We start from the raw sequence: 19,571 nt of genomic DNA, 5'->3' as shown, positions 1-19,571 counted from the left end.
ATTATTCCTTTGCGATTTCTTCGCGGTTGTCTGATTCTTCTTTTATACCTTCCTCAATCAGTTCTTCCACGACTTCTTCCTCTTCAGGTTTCAGGGTTTTTACCTCGTCTTCCTGTTTGGTGTCGTAAAGATTAATGTGAAATTCGCAGAGAATAGGGAAGTGATCGGAACCGATATGTTCTAATGTTTTCAGTTTTTCAACAAAAATCTCTGGCGAGTGGAAAAGCAAATCCAGCGGAACGCGGAAAAACCAATATTTAGCGTGGAAAGTCGCCAGAATTCCGCGCCCCACTCGGGCATCAATCAGCTCACTGGTTTTCCGGAAAAGAATGGAGGTAACAGACCAGGCTACCGTGTTGAAATCCCCGATTACCAAAGACGGAACCTGATGTTCTTTAATCTTTTTCGCGACACAGAGTAAATCACCGTCGCGCTCTTTGGAAGTCGTTTCTTCTGTAGGACTTGGCGGCGGCGGATGCACCGCGAAAACTACAAAATTATGTCCATCAGCGGTTTTAAACTGTGCTTCGATACTCGGAACATCATCAGCAATAAAAAAATGAACAGTGGATTTCACAAAAGGAATTTTAGAATAAAGATGCATTCCGTAGGTATTCTCGAGCGTGATTTTCTCGGTAAAAGGATATTCTTCTTCGAGTTTTCGGTTCGCCAGTTCCCAATCGGAATTACTTTCCATCGTGATGAAAATATCTGGCGTGTATTTCTGAATCAGTTGGTGGAATTTCTGAAAATCTTTATTGAACTGATAAACGTTTACAGAAATGACTTTCACTGTAGCGGAAGCAGAAGATATCTTTTTTACGGTTTTCTTTTTGTAAAATTTGGTGTAGCGGATTAAAATATAAAGATGATACAGAATCAGTGCGAACTGCGCTGCGTTGATAAGCCAAAGCAAAAAGTTTTTTTCAGCAAAAAATATCATCGCCCAGAAAACGATTGTCTGGAGCACCAGAATCTGTATTTTCATAAATTCCGGAACGCGGAATACCCAATGCTGGTTCCTGAAAAACGGAAGCACGCTCAGCACTATAAGCAGCACCGAAAAAATTGTGAGAAATAATTCCATAGTTTATTTGATACAAAGTAAAAGTAAAAACCTTTATTATAAATGCATTCTAATTAAATATCTTAAATAGACAAGCGATTTTTATGCCTTAAGAATTGCTTTTTGTAATTTTGTGAAATTCAAAACGCAGTGGAATCAGAAAGTAAAATCAGGAAAAAAGTGAAAATATGAAAATTGGAATTCTCGGCGGCGGACAGTTAGGACGAATGCTTATCCAGGAGGCTTTAAAATATGATGACGAATGGTTTACGCTCGATCCCGCCAAAGATGCGCCCTGTCACTCTATTTCTCATTTTACACAGGGAAATTTTGATGATTTCGATACAGTTTTCAACTTTGGGAAAGGCAAAGATGTAGTCTCTATCGAGATCGAACATGTAAATGTAGATGCGCTTTACGAACTCCGCGAATGTGGGATTAAAGTAATTCCAAGTCCTGAAATCATCCAGATTATCCAGCAGAAAATTCTTCAGAAAGAATTCTATCTGAAACACGATATTCCAAGTCCCGAGTTTCAAATCATTCAAAATAAATCAGAAGCAAATTTCGGTTTGCCCTTTGTTCAGAAAATGAATGCCGGTGGTTACGACGGTAAAGGGGTACAGGTCATCAGAACCGAAGAAGACCTTCAGCATTTATGGAACGTACCTTCTGTGTTAGAAAGCCTTGTTGATATCGAAAAAGAACTTTCTGTAATCATCGCCATCAACGAAAACGGTGAAACCAAAACCTTTCCGGTAACTGAAATGGTGGCAGATCCTAAACTTAATCTTCTGGATTTTAATATCTGCCCGGCCCATATTTCTGATAGAGTGGAGCGGCAGATTGAGGTGATTGTAGATAAATTTATCAAAGCCGCCAACTCTCCCGGACTTTTTGCGATTGAACTGTTTCTTGATAAAAATGAAGAAGTCTGGGTTAATGAAACCGCGCCGAGACTGCACAATTCCGGACATCAAACCCAGGAAGGAAACGCAAATTCACAGTTTGAACAGCTTTACCGCGTTTTAAAAAATCTTCCGCTCGGGGATACTGACGCATTTGGGTTTTCCGGAATGCTGAATCTTGTGGGAGAAGAAAATTTTTCGGGTAAAGCCCATTATAAAGGTTTGGATGAAGTGATGAAATTGCCAAAAACCTACGTTCATCTTTATGGAAAAACAGCAACCAAGCCGGGCCGAAAAATGGGGCACATCAATATTCTGGCAGATTCACGAAAAGAACTTTTAGAAAAGCTGATCTACGTGAAATCATTAGTGAAAGTCGTTGCCAAAGATTAGATGGTCTTCTGAAATGTATTGTTTTTAATAAAATATTTTGAATAACTTTAATACAAAATATTTGATGATGAGTAATATAGCTACAATTCTTGCCCGAAAGGGAAGTTCGTATGTTACTGTAAATCCGGGACAGACGGTTCTGGAAGCATTACAGCTGATGGCAGACAAAAATGTGGGCGCAGTAGTCGTAAAAGATGCTGAAAATTATCACGGGATCTTTACAGAGCGCGATTATTCCCGAAACGTCATTCTTAAAAACAGGCATTCCTCGGAAACAAAAGTGAAGGAGGTAATGTCCGTAAATCTTCCCGAAATAAAACCGCTCGACACCCTGAATCACTGCATGCAGTTAATGGCCGATCACAATGTACGCTATCTTCCGGTTATTAAAGAAGGTAAAATGAACGGTATTATTTCGATTACTGATGTCATCAGAGAAAAAGTAATCGATCAGAAAGAAGTCATTAAACAGTTGAAAGAGTATATTCAGGGTTAAAAATTTCTTTATTTCCGCTGAAACATTCCTTTCTGGTAATTGGTGATAAACACCCCGCAAATAATCAGTACAGTTGCGGTAATAAATGCTGCCGTAATTTTTTCGTCCAATACAAGCCAGCCCAGAAATATTGCAATAATTGTATTTACATAAGAAAGCAGCGAAATCTGCGTTGGCGAAATCTTCTTCAGTGCAAAATGAAAGGCAAAATACGCTGCAACAGATCCGAATACCGCGAGATAAACGGTGGCCGCGATACTTTTGAAACTCCAGGTTGCGACATCAATTTCATTGGATACAACAAAGGCTAATGCAATCTGCGCCACTCCAGCGAAAGCGAACTGGTAAAAAAGATTCAGTGAAATACTCTGATGCTGCAGCTTCATTTTTTTAGTGAGAATTGATCCTAATGCCCAGCCGCAAATTGCGATGAAAATAAAGATAACACCCATGCGGTAATCGGGATTCAGTAAATCCTGAAGGCCGTCTTTGAATATGAGCAGAATTCCGCTGAACCCCATTAAGATTCCCAATAAGGAACGGTATGTAAATTTCTGAAGACCAAAAAAAATGCTCCCCAGAAATACAAGTAGTGGGGAAGTGGCGCTGATCAAAGACGCCAGACTGCTCGACAGGTGTTCTTCGGCAACCGTGGTCATTCCGTTGGCTACGATAAGCATCAGTATTGAAAAAATAATTTGAATTCTTAAGTTTTTCCACCCTATCCATTTTAGTTGTTTTGAAAACAGCAGAATCATCAATAACAATACGGCGGCGATCAATTGCCGGATTCCTGCAACAAACCACGGCGGAATAGTTTCTACTGCCACACGGATTCCGAGAAAAGTGGTTCCCCACACGATAGCGACGGTAAGAACCGCGATAATAAGTTTTGGATCTTTCAACATTTTAAAAAGCGGATTTTTCCCTTTGGGACAGCATTTTTATTCCCAAAGCAGAAATCAGACATAATACAATAAGCACCACCCACAAAGTGGTATAACTGAAATGATCGGCAATAAAAGCGCCGCCTGCAGGAGCGATGATTCCGGATAATGACCATACAAAAGTGTACGCTGACGCATAGCTGGCCCGGGAGGCCGCGCCGGCCCGGTTCACTACAAACGTATTGATAAATGGCAAAGCCAGCATCTCGCTAAACGTAAGAAAAATAATGGCAATTACCGCGGAAACAATCACGGAAAATATCGGAAACAGAATCAGCGAAAAAGCGATGGCTGCAATAAAAATTCCTGCATAAATATACACGACGTCTTTGTTCCGGGTCTGGAGATGCTGTACCAAGACCATTTCGAAAACTGCGATAATCATTCCGTTCAGGCCTAAAATACTTCCGATTAAAGATTCGTCAAGATGTTGAATATCTTTCCAGAAAACCGGCACGAGTTTGAAAACGACCAGAAAGCATGAAATGTAAATGAGGATGAGTAGGAGAAACTTTAAATACAAGACATCTTTCCAGGGAGATTTAGATGCCGAAATCTGAAGGTTTTCTCTATTCTTTTTAAAGTTACTTATTTTAGGCAAAAGAAGCATAATTAAAATCCCTACAAGGATATAGGTGCCGCCTTCCACAAAAAACAGGAGATGATAATCAATCGAGGCTAAAATGCCGCCCACTGCCGTTCCCAATCCCATTCCAAGATTTACCGCAAAACGGTTTAAGGAATACGATTTCGTCATCATTTCCGGTTTCGAATAGTAGGCAATTGCCGTGAAATTTGCCGGCCTGAATGCTTCGCTGAAAAATCCGATCAGCACGGCAACTAGACATAGCATTTCGAAGTCCGTAATTTTGGCAAAGAATATAAACAGCAAGCCGCTGAGGATGCTTGTAACAATCTGTACGGAACGGAAACCTGCTTTTTTAATAAAATAGCCGCTTGATAAGGCACCGAAAACCGCGCCCACGCCGAATAAAGTAATTACCAGACCTGCGTCAGCTAGACTTCTGCCGAAAATCCTGGTAACGTACACGCTCATAAAAACAGCAGCCATGGTTCCCATTCTGTTGATGAGCATCACAAGGGAGAGCATCCAGCTTTCTTTGCTTAACCCGCTGAAAGCCGCTTTATAAGTGCTGATGATTTTATTGAACATGGGGAAAAAGGAGTTGGAAAAGAACTGCAAAAGTAGCTAATTTCGCCTTAGTAATGTATAGTTTAACCTTTAATTCACGCAAATCTAATCACGCAGATTATCCCATTTTTTATGATTAAATTTTTATCTTTGATTATCTAATAAAAGCTAAAAAATGGTCGGAATTATAATGGGCAGCCAAAGCGATTTGCCAATCATGCAGCAGGCAGCAGATTTTCTGAAATCAATGGAAATCCCTTATGAATTAACAGTGGTTTCAGCCCACAGAACTCCGGAAAGAATGTTTGATTATGCAAAAACAGCAAAATCCCGCGGCCTGAAAGTAATTGTCGCCGGCGCGGGCGGCGCAGCACATTTACCCGGAATGGTAGCGAGCTGTACCACTTTGCCTGTGATTGGTGTCCCGATTTTATCTTCAAACTCGATTGACGGATGGGATTCTGTACTTTCTATTTTACAGATGCCGTCGGGAATTCCTGTTGCGACAGTAGCTTTGAACGGCGCCGCGAATGCCGGAATTTTAGCCGCTAAAATCATCGGTGCCTCAGATGCAAAAATTTCGGAAAAATTAGAGAACTATCAGAATTCACTTAAAGAAAAAGTGTTGGGAACGGTAGAAGAGATCAAAAAGAGTCATCCGAATCATTTTGATTAATACAGAACATTAATTAAAGAGCCACAGATAAGCCGCCGGAAATTCCTTAGCCCAGTAACTTTCGGAATGCGTTCCGTAATCATCAAATTTCGTTACAATATTTTTCCTGCAGATTCCTTTGCTAATCAGGATGGGAGTTACCTTTTCTATATCGGTAACCATTTCCTCTGACTCTTTTCTCCCTGCGAGAAGATAGATTTTTGTCTTTTTCAAAGATTTTGAATGCTCTTGGATATATGCGTTTAAATCTTCCTTCGCAAACCATAGACTGGGACTGAAAACGCCAAGTTTTCCGAATTTCTCAGGATATTTTAATCCGGTATAAAACGAAATCAATCCACCCATTGAAGAACCGACTAATCCGGTACTTTTTGCCGAAGAAAGCGTTCTGTAGTTTTTATCAATATATGGTTTTAGGGTCTGAGCAAGAAAATCTGCGTAAAGATCACCTTTTCCGCCTCCGTATTTTGTGTTTTTCCAGGGGGAGTATTCGTTCAGCCTTTCGCTGCCACCGTTGTCGATTCCTACTATAATTGCTTGTTTTTTGCCATCCCTGAAGAGCTTATCCATCGTTTCATCAACCTGCCATTCCCCGGAAAAAGAGGTAAGGTTGTCGAATAAATTCTGTCCGTCATGCATATAAATCACGTGATATTTCTTCTTCGAACTATGGTAATCTTCCGGAAGATAAATCCAGATCCGTCGTGTGGTTCCGAGTTGAGGCACCGCAAAATTTTCACTCAGAATTCTTACATTTTTTGATGCGGTGTACTTCTTAGGTTCAGGTTTAGGCCAAAAAAGAATTGTGTTTTCTATGATTTGAGGAGTTCCGGTGAATGTAAATGTCCGGTTTTCAATTCCCTTCCCTGATGCATTTCCTTCTGCTGTTTCCCAACTTCCCTGCGTAAACTTATATTCAACTTTACCACTGTTCTCAGGGATTTCCAGTTCGTATTTTCCGGCAGCATTTTTCTTCAGTTCAAAACCTGAATCTGTAGGATTCCAGCTGTTCAGTGAAGATGCCATGAAAATTTTGGTGTTTTCCGGCGTTGTTGACGGGACCGTTACTATAAGTTTTACCTGGGCGGTGAAGCTTCCCGCTAAAACGGTTAATAAAAAAATGGAAAATGATTTCATGCCGGATTTTAAAGAAAAAATGTTCGAAAGATTGTCAGATGTTTTTAAAACTAATTTATTTCCTGAAAAATTCCATCAGGTCCATATAATTTTTTTGGTTCACACCGTGCCCGTTCATGTACTCTCTGAATGTAAAATAACAGCTTAAATCATAGAGCAAGTCTGCCGCTTTTCGTCCCCATTCCAAAGGAATCACAGCATCATCAGTTCCATGAGAAACAAAAAATCTCATGTGCTCCAGTTTCTTTTTGTCTTTTACGATATTCTCCATCAGTTTTTCTTCCGGATATGCGCTTAAGCAAGCCACTTTCGAAAAAAGCTGCGGGTGTTGCAAGGCTAACGCATAGGCAAGAATCCCACCTTGCGAGAATCCGCATAGGTGCGTTTCATTCTCGGTAAGTCCGTAATGATTCGTTACCTTCATGATGTTCTGCAGCAGCCCTTCCAGTGATTCTTTGGCTTGGGGAACGTCAATTCGGTTTTCCACATTCATGAGGTCGATATCGTACCACGAAAAACCTTCGTACTGAGAATTGAGCGGCGCACGGAAACTCACCACAAGCCAATCTTCCGGCAGGGTCGGGACGAAGGCAAAAAGATCTTCTTCGTTACTTCCGTAGCCGTGAAGCAGAATTAAAAGTGGAGTTTCGGGGGTGATGTTTTGGGGTTCGCGAACGAGGTAAGATAAATCCATGGAACAAAGATATTCTATTTTTTCAGGAGCAACAATATTTGTGTTTTCTTCCGAAAATACGTCCGGCTGTCAGCTCTCGCTTTTGACTCAAAGAGCTCAGGCAATTGCTACTAATTTAAGTTTCAATTCTTCGAAATAAAAAATTCTGTCTTTATAATCAGATAAAATCAATCAGTAAACTTTTACTTTAAATAAGTTTTGATTTAACAGCTGACAAACAATTAATTATATTTAAATTCTAAAAATTACTTTAAGTTAATTTATAAAAGATTTTGCCGTTTTTACATTTGTGTCATGCGTTTTGCTGAATTGCTCCTTACCTCATTTGCTATATATTATGCAGAAATCTTCCAATTTAAGTTTGCAATTTGGTTAGTAATTTAACGTCAGATTTTCATCCGTTAACTTCGCGGCATTCATAAGTTTGAAGCATCATTAATTTTAGATTGTTGCAACAAACGTCAAATGATGAACTTCAAAAACAAGTAGAAAATTTTCAGGCAGGACATAAAAAAAACCGGATTTAAAATCCGGTTTACATTTTAGAAAGCTGTATTTAAATTTCTCTTTTTACAACAGCTACTGGTTTCAGTTTGATCAGTTTCATCTTATCAAGCAATAGCATAATCACGTAGGTTACGTCGATTTCGTGCCATCTAACGCCGCCGAAATTTGCTCTTCCGCCATGTTTGTGGTGATTGTTATGATAACCTTCGCCCATCATTAACCAGTCGAAACGGAAGAGGTTTTTTGAGGTGTCTGAAACCTTAAAGTTCACATAACCGTAAATATGTCCGAACCAGTTGATGATTACGCCGTGAATCGGTGCCATCATGTAAGCGACAGGAAGCAGAATCCACTGCCACCACGCCGTCGCAAAGAAATAGAAAAATGCGGTGTAGGCAATCGCCCAACCAATTCTGGAACCCCATGAACTCGCGAACTTATCGAAACCTTCCCATTGGGGAACGTTCTTGGTGAATTTATCCTCTATTTTTACCTTCTGCTGGTTGATCTGCTGGTAGATTGATTTGGTACGCCACATCATCGTGAAAAGATTGTGGTCGTATTTTGGAGAATGCGGATCCTTTTCGGTGTCGGCATAAGCGTGGTGCATGCGGTGCATAACGCCGTAACCGTAAGCGGAAAGATAATTTGATCCCTGAGTAATCCATGTCAGCACATAGCAAAGTTTTTCGCCGAAACGTGACATTTTAAAAGATTGGTGCGCCGCGTAACGGTGCAGGAAAAAAGTCTGAAAAAAAAGTCCTGAATACCAAAGGACAGCAATAAAGATGATAATAACCATTAAAAAAAATTTAGCGGTAAAAGTACAAATTTTAAAAAGAACAAATCACTCCTAAATTCTGAGTCCCTAGATAAATGCTATGCAAAAAATAAAAAATCCGGAAAATTTATCCGGATTTCTGTTTTATACCGCTTTCACGATAAAGTAATTTTTCTTGCCTTTCTGCAGAAGCAGGAATTTTCCGTCGATCAGATCTTTTTCTGAGATTTCGAAAGTTTCATTTGCTTTTTCTTTATTGACCGAGATGGCGTTGCTGCTCAGTTCGCGCCTCGCTTCGCCTTTCGACTTCAGGAAACCTGATTTTTCAGAAATCAAATCGATGATATTGCTACCCACTACTTCATTTCTTGTAATTTCTTTCTGTGGAACACCTTCAAAAACTTCCAGAAAGGTTGCTTCATCAAGATTCACCAGATCTTCGGCAGTTGATCTTCCGAAAAGGATTTCTGAAGCTTTAACTGCTTTCTCATATTCTTCGCGGTTATGCACCCAAACCGTCACTTCTTCTGCCAGTTTTTTCTGAAGCTTTCTTTCGTGAGGCGCGGTTTGATGTTCTGCGATTAACGTTTCAATTTCTTCTTTGCTTAAAAAAGTATAGAATTTAATGAATCTTTCAGCATCTGCATCGGTAGAATTCACCCAAAACTGGTAGAATTTATAAGGCGACGTTCTTTTCGCGTCGAGCCAATAGTTTTCTCCGGCTTCTGATTTTCCGAACTTAGAACCGTCGGCTTTTGTAATTAAAGGAACGGTAAGCGCAAATGCTTCACCTTTTGCTTTTCTGCGGATAAGTTCTGTTCCTGTGGTGATATTTCCCCACTGGTCTGAACCGCCCATCTGAAGTTTTACATTTTTTTCTCTGTATAAATGCAGGAAATCATAACCTTGAAGAAGTTGGTATGTAAATTCTGTAAAACTCATTCCTTCCGCGCCGCCTTCGCCTGTGATTCTCTTTTTCACAGATTCCTTCGCCATCATGTAATTTACGGTAATGTTTTTTCCGATATCACGAATGAACTCCAGGAAAGAAAATTCTTTCATCCAGTCGTAATTATTCACGAGTTCTGCGCTGTTACTTTCGGTACCGTCGAATTTTAGAAATTTTGAAAGCTGGCCTTTCAGACAGGAAACGTAGTGGTTCAGGGTTTCTTCATCAAGCGCATTTCGCTCTGTAGATTTGCCTGACGGATCACCAATCATTCCTGTGGCGCCGCCAACCAAAGCAATCGGTTTGTGACCGTGCTGTTGAAAATGAGCTAAAACTTTAATAGGAATTAAGCTCCCGATATGCAAAGAATCTGCCGTAGGATCGAAGCCGATATAAGCAGTCGTCATTTCTTTATTCAGTTGCTCATCGGTTCCGGGCATCATGTCGGCATACAGGCCGCGCCATTTCAGTTCTTCAATAAAGGGATTCATTTTCTTAAAAATTTTAAGAGGCAAAGATAGGATTTTTGAGGGAAATTTTTGTTGCGTATTTTAAAACGCTAAGTTTCGAAACAGGAGATTTTACAGCAAAAATTAACTTTCTCTTCGCTTCAGAACTTTGCCACGGGGTTCGTCGCCTTCATATAAGGCAATTTCGGAATGAAGAAATTCGGCAGCGGCAGCGGAATCTTTTACTTTAATGGCGCTGCGCTCCAGCATTTCAGTTTCAAAGGGTTTTAATAGATGTTCCCGGATTCCGTTTTCCCTCCAGTTGAAACCGGTACTGCATTTTTTATAAATTTCGCGGGCAAGTGATAAAGCATCAAGAAGTGCCTGGTTTGCGCCCTGACCTTTAAACGGACTCATCGGGTGCGCGGCGTCACCCATTAAAGTTATTGCTCCCGCCTGCGCTAATGAATCTGCGCTGAGTAAATCGCGGTCGTAAACGGGGTATCCGGAAATTAAACTATCATCGGTCGCGATTAAAATTTCCGGGATGGGAGCGTGCCACGGTGTTCGTAGAATGGCTTCTTCTTTAAGGGCTTTTGAGCCCTTTTCACTTAACGCTTTCGCATCTTCTTCAGACATCGGGAAACTGAGCTGCCACATCACTGAGTCAGCGTCATAAGGCATAACGTATATTCTTTCATTCCCGTTTGCGGTCTGAAAAACGGTCGCCGAATCCAGAAGGTGATGACTGGAATTTTCGAGTGCGCTTAACGGGCAGATGCCTAAAATCACAATGCAGCCAAGATATCGCAGGGGAGAACTGTCTTCGCCAATCAGAAGATTTCTTACCACGCTTCGGATTCCGTCAGCGCCTACAAGTAAATCACTCTGTTCGTCAATTGTTTTTCCGTCAACCTGAAAAGTTAGTTCAATACCATTCTTATTTTCATTAAAACTGATAAATTGGTGTCCCCATTTGATGTAATCCGTTCCGGCGAGTTGATTTAAAAGTGCTGAACGCAGAGACTGTCTTGCGATGTGAACATTGCTCCGTTTTGAGTCATTTCTCGTATTATTTTCCATCCATTTTCGCATTCCCCATTCCCCAACCACTTTACCGCCGGGTGTGTGAGCCAGATGTCTTGTAGAAACCACTCCTTTATCTAAACTGAAAATCCCAAAGCCATCAATCGCTTTACTCGCCTGCTGAAGCGTAAGTCCATATCCCTGTGAACGCGCAGCGAAGCTTTCATCCCGCTCGTAAAGGGTAAAAGGAATGCCGCGGTGTAGACAGGCAACTGCCAGCGCAACTCCACCAATTCCGCCGCCGATAATGGCAACTCGTGGAAATTTTTCATGATCGGGCGCTCGAAAATCTTTCGATGCAATTAACCCTGAGCCGGAACAGATTGGACACGGTAAGAGATGCGAATGCGGACGTACCGGTAAAGGTCCTTTTTGATCTGAATTTTTAAATTCCTCCAACGCTCTTTCGTAGCGAATCTTTACACTTTTACGGATTCTCTGCTTTTTTTTGCCGCGCCCTGCGCATTCTTTACAGACCGTCCAGCGGTTCATTTCATTCTGCGTTTTCATGATTTGGTCCTGTTTAAGTAAAGAAATTTTCACTCTGAAAAATAATTGAGGCAAAGATAATATTTCTCATACCAATGTATTGTGGCAATCAAAATCCTAAAACTTTCATCTTGAAAATCCATTAAATTTTAAAAGACTAATTTTGCACCCCGAAATTCAGATAAGAGGAAGTCGTTCATATTTAATGAAAACAAAACGTTGACAGCCATTCTTATTTATTAATGAATCTATAAAATCCAAATATGAAAAGAATTGGCGAACACAGAAAATTGCTAGGAGTTGACAAAACCGCAACTTTAAAAGACCTGAAAACCATTTACAGAAATACAATGAAGGACGCTCATCCCGATAAATTTGTAAATGATGAAGAAGGAAAACTGGATGCAGAGGAAAAAAGCAAATCAGTAATTGAGGCGTATCACTTTCTGGTAAGCATCAACCCGGAGACTCAGGAAAAATACAAAGAAGAATACACAGAAACCACTTCCAAATCAAACATCCAGGATTTTGAATACGAAAAACAGATTCTGAAAATTCAGCATCTCAACGGTAAAATGTTTGAATACATCGGTGTGCCGAGAAATACCTACATCAAAATGGTAAACGCGGATTCCCCAAGCCGATTCGCACGAAGACATATCTACGGAAATTTTGTTTACAGAAAAGCCGGCGAAGCGATGGTGGATTAATCCTCACAAAAAAACCTCTTTTAAAATCATTTAAAAGAGGTTTTTTTAAGTTTTATCTATCGTTTTCTGCCGAATTTCTCCAAGATTTTTCCCGCCATTCTTTCTGTTCTTCTTTATTGAGGAAAGTCCAGGCGATGATTCTGCTGGATTTGTTACCGGTTCCCATCGGAATTGTTTTTAGGTGGAAAATCTCCGCTTCCTCCAGAAGTTTATATACTTTTTTCAGGTTGGATTCCTTTGAAATCAACGTGGAAAACCAATAACAGTTTTTCCCAAAGTCTTTACTTTCAGCAATCATTTTCCGGATGAAAGCAATTTCGCCTCCGGGATAAATCAACTCATTGCTGATTCCCGCAAAATTGAGTTCAGGAGCTGGCGTATTTTTACCCGTAAGATTGCGCACTTTTCTCTGGGAACCTTTTTCCGCGTCCTCGGCAGTAGCATGAAACGGAGGATTACAGAGCGTAAAATCTATTTTCTCGTCTTCTTTAATGATGCCGTGAAAAATTGTGTCAGAATCCTTCTGCAAGCGGATTTCAACTTTATCTTTTAACTGTTCATTAGCCGCTACAATATTCTGTGCTGATTCCACTGATTTTACATCTGTATCTGAACCGATGAAATTCCAGCCATATTCTGTAACGCCAATGATCGGATAAATGGAGTTAGCGCCCACACCCACATCCAGCGCGGTAATTTTATCACCTTGTGGAATTCCGCCAAAATTACTCTGACCAAGCAAATCGGCCATATAATGCAGATAATCTGCTCTTCCGGGAATCGGCGGACAAAGATTCTCAGCAGGGAAGTCCCAGTTATTAATACCGTAGTAGTGGCTGAGGAGCGCTTTGTTGAGTAATTTTACCGCTTCCGGATTTGCGAAATCCACAGAATCATCGCCGTATTTATTGGTTTTAATGTGATTTTCCAGTTCCGGAACGGCTGTTTTCAAGGCATCCAGATCATATCTCTCGCGGTTTCTATTGCGGAGATGAAGTCTGGTTTTCTCCCTACTGTTTTTTTCTGTGGACATAAATAAAGTTTGAAGCGGCTAAATTACGAAAAGGAGACGAGCATTGAGGAGCTACGACAATTCGTTTTTAAACAAACCTTTAAACCAACTAATTTTCAGACTGATGAAGCACGAGATATTCCCACGGTTCCATAGTGAGTATCATCTTTTTTGAAACCTGTTGAGGCTTTCCGGTAAATAGATTGATGTAAGTTCCGGCATCATACGAAGTATCAAAATTTACCTGAACTTTTTCCCTGCTCAAGTTGATAAGTGTGATGACCTTGTCCCCGTTTTTCTCCCGGACAAAGGAAATTATCTGATCCATTTTATTGTTCATGATTCTAACCATTTCACCACCGTATTTACCGTTCCAAAGTGCCTGGTTTTTATGCTTGAGCGCGAAAATGGTACTGTAGAGTGCTTCATTTTCGTGTTTCTTCCATTCGATAGGATCTCTTTCGAAAAATAATAAAGAGCGGTCCAGACCAGCTTCCTGACCATTGTAAACCATCGGCATACCATCCATCATTGCAGTAAAAACCGTAGCGGCTTTCAGTGCAGGTCCAAAGTTGCTGTACTGGTTTCCTTCCCAGGAATTTTTGTCGTGATTGTCTATGAAGTTCATGCGGATTCCATCTTTCGGAAAAATAGAAACATGTTCTGCGATGTAGGCTTCTCCCAGTGTCTTAACACTTTTATTGTTGATGGAAATTTGATGGAGGATGTTCCAGAGTGTCCAGTTGTAGGTTGCGTCAAAAGCTTTTCTGTGGAGTTCTTTATCTTCAGCTTCGGCCAGCATAAAGACCGGTTTTATCGCATCAAGTTCTCTTCTGGCGTTTTCCCAGAAATCTATAGGTACAAAACTCGCCACATCGCAGCGGTAACCATCAATATCATATTCCTTTACCCAAAACTTCAGGGCTTCGGTCATATATTTTCTGAGTCCGGGCTGGCTGTAATCGAAGTCAATAATATCATCGTAATCGCGCCACGGCGTCGACTGGAAACTGCCTTCTCTGGATTTCGTGTACCATTCTGGATGTTGGGTTGCCAGCGTGTTGTCCCAGCTGCTGTGATTCGCAACCCAATCGAGGATGACATACATTCCCTGTGCGTGGATGGCTTTAACAAGACTCCGGAAATCCGCGTCAGTACCAAATTCGGGGTTTACCTTCAAATAATCTTTTACCGAATAATAACTGCCCAAACTTCCCTTTCGGTTTACTACTCCGATGGGCTGCACCGGCATTAGCCAGATGATGTTAATTCCCATTTTCTTAAGGCGCGGCAACTGTTTTTCTATGGCTTTGAATGTCCCTTCTGCCGAAAACTGCCGGATATTGAGTTCATAAACAGTTGCATTTTTAGCCCAGTCGGGATTTGTGAGTTCGACATATTTTTGCGGCTTATAGCTAGAATCGGGTTGTTGCGACATGGTTGTAATATAAAAGAAGAGGAACAAGGTGATGATCAAACGTGGCATTTCAGATTGTTTTGGTGGACTTAAAATTACCACAATATTTGCATACCTGCCATTTCCATGCTAAATAATAGAAACATTTTTAGGTGTAAAGTTTGCAGTAGTCACAAAAGTTTAGACTAAAAAATATCACCTATGATTCCAAAAAAAATTCATTACTGCTGGTTTGGAGGTCAACCCAAAAGCCAACTTGCAGAACACTGTATCGCCTCCTGGAAACGTATTCATCCCGATTTTGAAATTATCGAATGGAACGAAAGCAATTCTCCGCTAGAGGACAATGAATATGTAAAAGAAGCTTTCGAGCAGGGGAAATGGGCTTTTGTCTCAGATTATGTCCGGTCAAAAATCATGTACGAACATGGCGGAATCTATATGGACACCGATATGGAACTGAAACTTCCGCTTGATGAATTTCTCAGTGAACGTGCCGTATGTGGTTTTGAAGTAAAAGGTGTTCCGTATTCAGCTTTCTGGATGGCCGAACCTAAGCATCAACTTTCGAAAGATTTTATGGATTGGTACAACAGTCAGGACGGTTTTTTTGAGAGAATAAATACAGATATTTTTTCTGAAATGCTCGAAAACGAATACGGTGCTGACCGGTACAGCGATACGGTTCAAAAACTTAAAAGCGGTGTTACCCTCTATCCATCGGTGTATTTTTCGCAGGATTTACCGAAGAATTATGTAAGCCATCATTTCAACGGGTCGTGGTTCGGGGGCGATTCTGAAAATACCCATAAAAAAATGGTGAATGTTTATGGCTTGCTGGAGCGGCTTATTAATTATCCGGATGCGGGAAAGGCAGCGAAAAGCATTATCAATGAACATAAAATCATTGACGTAAATGCGCTGCTTGATTTATTTCCAGAGGAAAAGATCAGAGAGTATCTGCAATCAAAAACTTAAAGCTAAGCCAACCTATTTATTGTAATACTTACCGATACCCGCCGAATCAAAGGTGAAGTGATGGTGATTTTCAAGCCGGTCAAGTTTTTTACTGATAGTAAGCGCCCACAGCACAACTTCTTTTGCAAAATTCTGGTCTTCAGTTGTAAGTTGATCACCGTATTCCTGCACAAATTCATTCAACGGTGTAATTCTCTCAAGCTCAGTGTAGAACTCACCATCACTGTCGGCGTAGCTCAGTTCTGCTGTATTTTCGTTAAACCACTTAATGATATCGGTGTAGGGTGTTTTAATTCCATCTTTTTCCAGTTTAGGGATTCGCGGGAAAAGCTGCTCGAACTGAGTAATAACCGCCTGGTCAATCAGCAGTTTTGCAACATGATCTGCGCCTTCCTGCTCACCTTCGTACACTAATTCAATTTTTCCGGTAATCGATGGAACGATCGACATAAAATCCAGAAGGCGGACTGTAGTTTTTTCAGCCCCGGATTCAATCAGCCGAAGTTTTGCGGCAGCCATCAGATTTTCCATTGCCGAAATGGTGAGTCTTGCGCTTACCCCGCTTTTCGCGTCTACGAATTCACTTTCGCGGGCTGCAAAGGCGACTTCTTCCAACATATTTTTTGCTAAATCTGGAACCGTAATCTGTGTTTTATCTTCTTCAGAAATCGAGGCTTCCTGTTCTGTAATCTGCCTTGCCAACGCAATTGATTTGGGATAGTGCGTGAAAATCTGGGAACCAATACGGTCTTTCAGCGGAGTTACTATGCTGCCGCGGTTCGTATAATCTTCCGGATTGGCAGTAAACAGAAATTGAATGTCAAGCGGCATTCTCAACTGGAAGCCGCGAATCTGTACATCACCTTCCTGTAAAATATTAAACAGTGAAACCTGAATTCTTGCCTGCAAATCGGGAAGTTCATTCAGTACAAAGATGCATCGGTTGGCTCGCGGAATCATGCCGTAATGAAGCACCCGTTCGTCCGAATAAGGCAGCTTTAATGTTGCAGCCTTAATGGGGTCGATATCTCCAATTAAATCTGCCACGTTTACATCCGGCGTAGCGAGTTTCTCGAAAAAACGCTCGCTGCGGTGAACCCAGGAAATCGGAGTTTCATCGCCCAGTTCTGCAATAAGGTCGCGGGCAAATTTAGAAATCGGCTGGAAAGGACTGTCATTAATCTCAGAACCTTTTACAACCGGCATGTATTCGTCCAGAAGGGTAATCATACTTCTCGCGATTCGGGTTTTTGCCTGTCCGCGCAATCCAAGAAGATTGATATGATGGCCGGCAAGTAACGCTTTCTTGAGTTGCGGAACTACGGTGTCTTCATAACCCAAAAGCCCTTCAAAAACATTTTCTTTGGCTTTTATCTTGGTAATAAGGTTGGTCTGAATTTCCTGACTGATGGTTTTATGAGTATATCCTGATTTTTTTAATTCTTTGAAGGTGATATCTTTTTTCATAGGTTTTTTTATAATGTAAAGGAGTGATTTATAATGTAGGTCTTGTGATCTGGAATTAAATCCGTCTGATCCTGTTTCTTTCATAATCTTCAAAAATCATTTCCCCAAGATTTGAAAGTCCGGTAAGGAAGGCCTTGCCTTTGTTTTGAGCAGTAAATGCTTCAACAAACTTACGGAGGTAAGGATCCTGCGCGATCATAAAGGTAGTGATGGGGATTTTAAGCCGTCTCGCCTGTGCTGCTTTTGTAAGACATTGCGTAACGATCATCTCATCCAGCCCGAAACTGTTGGTGTAAAGTTCTCCCGTTGGCAGTTTTATGCAACTGGGTTTCCCGTCGGTGATCATGAAGATTTGTTTGTTGGTATTTCTTTTACGGCGCAGAATGTCCATCGCCAGTTCGAGACCTGCGACGGTGTTGGTGTGGTACGGTCCAACCTGAAGATAGGGAAGGTCTTTAATTTTAATAGGCCAGGCTTCATTTCCGAAAACGATGATATCTATTGAATCCTTCGGATATTTACGTTTGATAAGCTCTACCAGGGCCATCGCTACTTTTTTTGCGGGCGTGATACGGTCTTCTCCGTAAAGGATCATGGAGTGGCTGATGTCGATCATAAGTACCGTGCTCATTTGGGCTTTATGACGGGTTTCCTCAACTACCAAATCGTCTTCAGTAAGCCGGAGGTCTGCTATTCCATTGTTGATCTGGGCATTTTTGAGGCTTTCGGTCATATTTACGGTGTTCAGATCGTCGCCGTACTGGAAGGTTCGGGTTTCTCCATCGCGCTCGTCGCCAACACCAACTTTTGATGTGCGATGGTTTCCTACACCTGTTTTCTTTAACTTCCCGAAAATCTGGTCAAGGGCGAATTCCCGTAAAGCCTTTTCAAGTTTTGGTGTTAAGATGTTTTTTCCAGTTCCCGAGCCGGAGTTTCCGTCTTTACTATCTTTTTCCTCCTTAATATAGCCACGCTTTTTAAGGTCTTCTTCAAAATCTGCGAGCGTATATTCGTCGGTAAAGATGTCGTATTCCTTATCGAGCATTTCGAGCCATTCGAAAGCCTCTTCAATGTCGCCGGAAGTGTGGGTAAGAAGATCTTTAAAAACTTCGAACACACGGTCGAAATGGGAAATATCTTCGGGCGTATGTTTCTTAAATGTAAAACCACTTTTATGGTTTGCGTCTCTTTTCATCATAATCATCTAGCAGTTGGTCCGGACAAGTTATGGAAATATTGTTCCAATGATTCTCCCCATGCATAGATATTCGAAATAACGATGATTTAAAAATGAAAACGCCGTTTCTGGCTTTGCTTATTCTGCGGTGTATTTCTTCACCGTTTTTTCAAAGAGGTCGATGTCGAAGGGTTTTGCCAGAAAATCATCAGCACCGGCTTGGTTAGCCAGTTCACTGATATTGCTGTTGGCTGAAAAATAAATCACAGGAATACCTTTTAATTGTGGGTTTGCTTTAAGCAGTTTAGTGGCCTCAATCCCGCTCATGTCGGGCAGCCAGTTATCCATTAAAATAAGGTCGGGCATATAATCTGTCACCTGTTGCTCAACACTGTTTGTGGTGGGCGATGTTTGTACTTCGCAGCCAATGTCCTGCAGAATCTCGGTACAGAGTTCTAAAATTTCGAGGTTGTCATCAAAAATAAATACTTTCTTTTTCATATCATTTTCGGCATTACGCCATTTTATTAATATAGTCGGCCATTTGTGAGGGATCCAACACAGCATCTGCAGATACATGATCCAGCGCATACTGCGGCATGAAGTTTACGACCGCTGAAGATGGATTCTGAACCAAGGCGATTCCGCCATTTTCTTTAACAGCCTTTAATCCCAGCGTTCCGTCGCTGTTGGCACCCGAAAGCAGCAGACAGGCAAGGTTTTCACCAAAAACTTCGGCAGCACTTTCAAATGTTACATCGATAGAGGGACGGGAAAAATTGACTTTCTCTGACGCATCCAGCGAAAAACTTCTGTCATTCTCAATGAGTAAATGGTAGTTGGGCGGAGCGATGTAAAGTGTGGCGGGCATCAAAGTTTCCTTTTCTTCAATTTCCTTTACATTTAAACTGGTTTTAGCGGTCAAAAGATTGGTTAAGATATTATCTTTCCCCGGTTTCCGGTGCAACACCAGAATAGTAGGAAACGGAAGCGCAGCGCTGAGACCCGGAAGCATCTTTAAAAGAGCGTCGAGACTGCCGGCAGATCCGCCAATAACCAATGCTTCACAATGTTTCATC

General features: G+C 41.2%; 19 protein-coding genes. 5 read left to right on the top strand and 14 right to left on the bottom strand.

The features are described 5' to 3' along the window. Position 1: 1 nt before the first annotated feature. Positions 2-1,087: an endonuclease/exonuclease/phosphatase family protein gene (locus tag KTV93_RS03520; RefSeq protein ID WP_218249944.1), complete on the bottom strand. Its 1,086-nt coding sequence runs from the start codon at positions 1,085-1,087 to the stop codon at positions 2-4. 167 nt (positions 1,088-1,254) lie between these two features. On the opposite strand from KTV93_RS03520, the gene KTV93_RS03515 reads away from it, so the two are divergent. Continuing rightward, complete coding sequence (locus tag KTV93_RS03515; RefSeq protein WP_218249943.1) at positions 1,255-2,367, top strand: 5-(carboxyamino)imidazole ribonucleotide synthase; 1,113 nt, start codon at positions 1,255-1,257, stop codon at positions 2,365-2,367. Positions 2,368-2,431: 64 nt separating this feature from the next. Next, positions 2,432-2,863: a CBS domain-containing protein gene (locus KTV93_RS03510; RefSeq protein ID WP_218249942.1), complete on the top strand. Its 432-nt coding sequence runs from the start codon at positions 2,432-2,434 to the stop codon at positions 2,861-2,863. A gap of 8 nt (positions 2,864-2,871) precedes the next feature. Here KTV93_RS03510 and KTV93_RS03505 read toward each other — a convergent pair whose 3' ends face one another. Together KTV93_RS03505 and KTV93_RS03500 are read right to left on the bottom strand one after the other, a co-directional pair. Next, positions 2,872-3,768 (bottom strand): DMT family transporter, encoded by an 897-nt coding sequence (locus KTV93_RS03505; RefSeq protein WP_218250486.1) that lies wholly within the window; start codon positions 3,766-3,768, stop codon positions 2,872-2,874. 4 nt (positions 3,769-3,772) lie between these two features. Next, positions 3,773-4,984, bottom strand: a complete 1,212-nt coding sequence (locus tag KTV93_RS03500) for an MFS transporter (RefSeq protein ID WP_218249941.1) — start codon at positions 4,982-4,984, stop codon at positions 3,773-3,775. Positions 4,985-5,138: 154 nt separating this feature from the next. Here KTV93_RS03500 and purE point away from each other — a divergent pair, with 154 nt between their 5' ends. Beyond that, on the top strand, positions 5,139-5,639 hold the full coding sequence (gene purE / locus KTV93_RS03495) for a 5-(carboxyamino)imidazole ribonucleotide mutase (protein ID WP_218249940.1): 501 nt from the start codon (positions 5,139-5,141) through the stop codon (positions 5,637-5,639). A gap of 9 nt (positions 5,640-5,648) precedes the next feature. Here the strand turns inward: purE and KTV93_RS03490 are convergent, their stop codons facing one another. The 5 genes from KTV93_RS03490 to KTV93_RS03470 all read right to left on the bottom strand — a co-directional run bounded on the left by KTV93_RS03490 (position 5,649) and on the right by KTV93_RS03470 (position 11,752). Continuing rightward, on the bottom strand, positions 5,649-6,776 hold the full coding sequence (locus KTV93_RS03490) for an alpha/beta hydrolase-fold protein (protein WP_218249939.1): 1,128 nt from the start codon (positions 6,774-6,776) through the stop codon (positions 5,649-5,651). A 55-nt stretch (positions 6,777-6,831) separates the two neighbouring features. Beyond that, positions 6,832-7,470: an alpha/beta hydrolase gene (locus KTV93_RS03485; RefSeq protein WP_218249938.1), complete on the bottom strand. Its 639-nt coding sequence runs from the start codon at positions 7,468-7,470 to the stop codon at positions 6,832-6,834. Between the two features lie 556 nt (positions 7,471-8,026). Further along, entirely contained in the window at positions 8,027-8,779 is a 753-nt protein-coding gene (locus KTV93_RS03480; RefSeq protein ID WP_218249937.1) for an acyl-CoA desaturase, read from the bottom strand. Positions 8,780-8,902: 123 nt separating this feature from the next. Then, entirely contained in the window at positions 8,903-10,198 is a 1,296-nt protein-coding gene (gene tyrS, locus KTV93_RS03475) for a tyrosine--tRNA ligase (RefSeq protein WP_218249936.1), read from the bottom strand. Between the two features lie 102 nt (positions 10,199-10,300). Further along, positions 10,301-11,752, bottom strand: coding sequence for an FAD-dependent oxidoreductase (locus tag KTV93_RS03470; RefSeq protein WP_230259194.1), 1,452 nt, complete (start codon positions 11,750-11,752; stop codon positions 10,301-10,303). 242 nt (positions 11,753-11,994) lie between these two features. On the opposite strand from KTV93_RS03470, the gene KTV93_RS03465 reads away from it, so the two are divergent. Continuing rightward, entirely contained in the window at positions 11,995-12,441 is a 447-nt protein-coding gene (locus KTV93_RS03465) for a KTSC domain-containing protein (RefSeq protein WP_218249935.1), read from the top strand. 52 nt (positions 12,442-12,493) lie between these two features. On the opposite strand, the gene rlmF is transcribed toward KTV93_RS03465, so the two are convergent. Next, the gene (rlmF, locus tag KTV93_RS03460) at positions 12,494-13,474 is read right to left on the bottom strand and encodes a 23S rRNA (adenine(1618)-N(6))-methyltransferase RlmF (RefSeq protein WP_218249934.1); all 981 of its coding nucleotides are present in this window, start codon (positions 13,472-13,474) and stop codon (positions 12,494-12,496) included. An 88-nt stretch (positions 13,475-13,562) separates the two neighbouring features. Beyond that, a complete protein-coding gene (locus tag KTV93_RS03455) occupies positions 13,563-14,939 on the bottom strand; it encodes an alpha-amylase family glycosyl hydrolase (protein ID WP_218249933.1) in 1,377 nt (458 codons plus the stop codon). 132 nt (positions 14,940-15,071) lie between these two features. On the opposite strand from KTV93_RS03455, the gene KTV93_RS03450 reads away from it, so the two are divergent. Beyond that, complete coding sequence (locus KTV93_RS03450) at positions 15,072-15,848, top strand: glycosyltransferase family 32 protein (protein WP_218249932.1); 777 nt, start codon at positions 15,072-15,074, stop codon at positions 15,846-15,848. A gap of 12 nt (positions 15,849-15,860) precedes the next feature. On the opposite strand, the gene KTV93_RS03445 is transcribed toward KTV93_RS03450, so the two are convergent. The 4 genes from KTV93_RS03445 to KTV93_RS03430 form a co-directional block, all read right to left on the bottom strand. After that, positions 15,861-17,315, bottom strand: a complete 1,455-nt coding sequence (locus KTV93_RS03445) for a sigma 54-interacting transcriptional regulator (RefSeq protein ID WP_218249931.1) — start codon at positions 17,313-17,315, stop codon at positions 15,861-15,863. A 55-nt stretch (positions 17,316-17,370) separates the two neighbouring features. After that, the gene (locus KTV93_RS03440; protein ID WP_425256098.1) at positions 17,371-18,510 is read right to left on the bottom strand and encodes a vWA domain-containing protein; all 1,140 of its coding nucleotides are present in this window, start codon (positions 18,508-18,510) and stop codon (positions 17,371-17,373) included. Positions 18,511-18,630: 120 nt separating this feature from the next. Further along, entirely contained in the window at positions 18,631-18,993 is a 363-nt protein-coding gene (locus tag KTV93_RS03435) for a response regulator (protein ID WP_218249929.1), read from the bottom strand. A 13-nt stretch (positions 18,994-19,006) separates the two neighbouring features. After that, a complete protein-coding gene (locus KTV93_RS03430; protein WP_218249928.1) occupies positions 19,007-19,570 on the bottom strand; it encodes a chemotaxis protein CheB in 564 nt (187 codons plus the stop codon). Position 19,571: the final 1 nt, after the last annotated feature.

This window comes from Kaistella faecalis (genome assembly GCF_019195395.1).
Taxonomy (GTDB): Bacteria; Bacteroidota; Bacteroidia; order Flavobacteriales; family Weeksellaceae; genus Kaistella; species Kaistella faecalis.
Note: the sequence above shows the minus strand (reverse complement) of the source record. Positions and strands in the feature narration are given on the sequence as shown.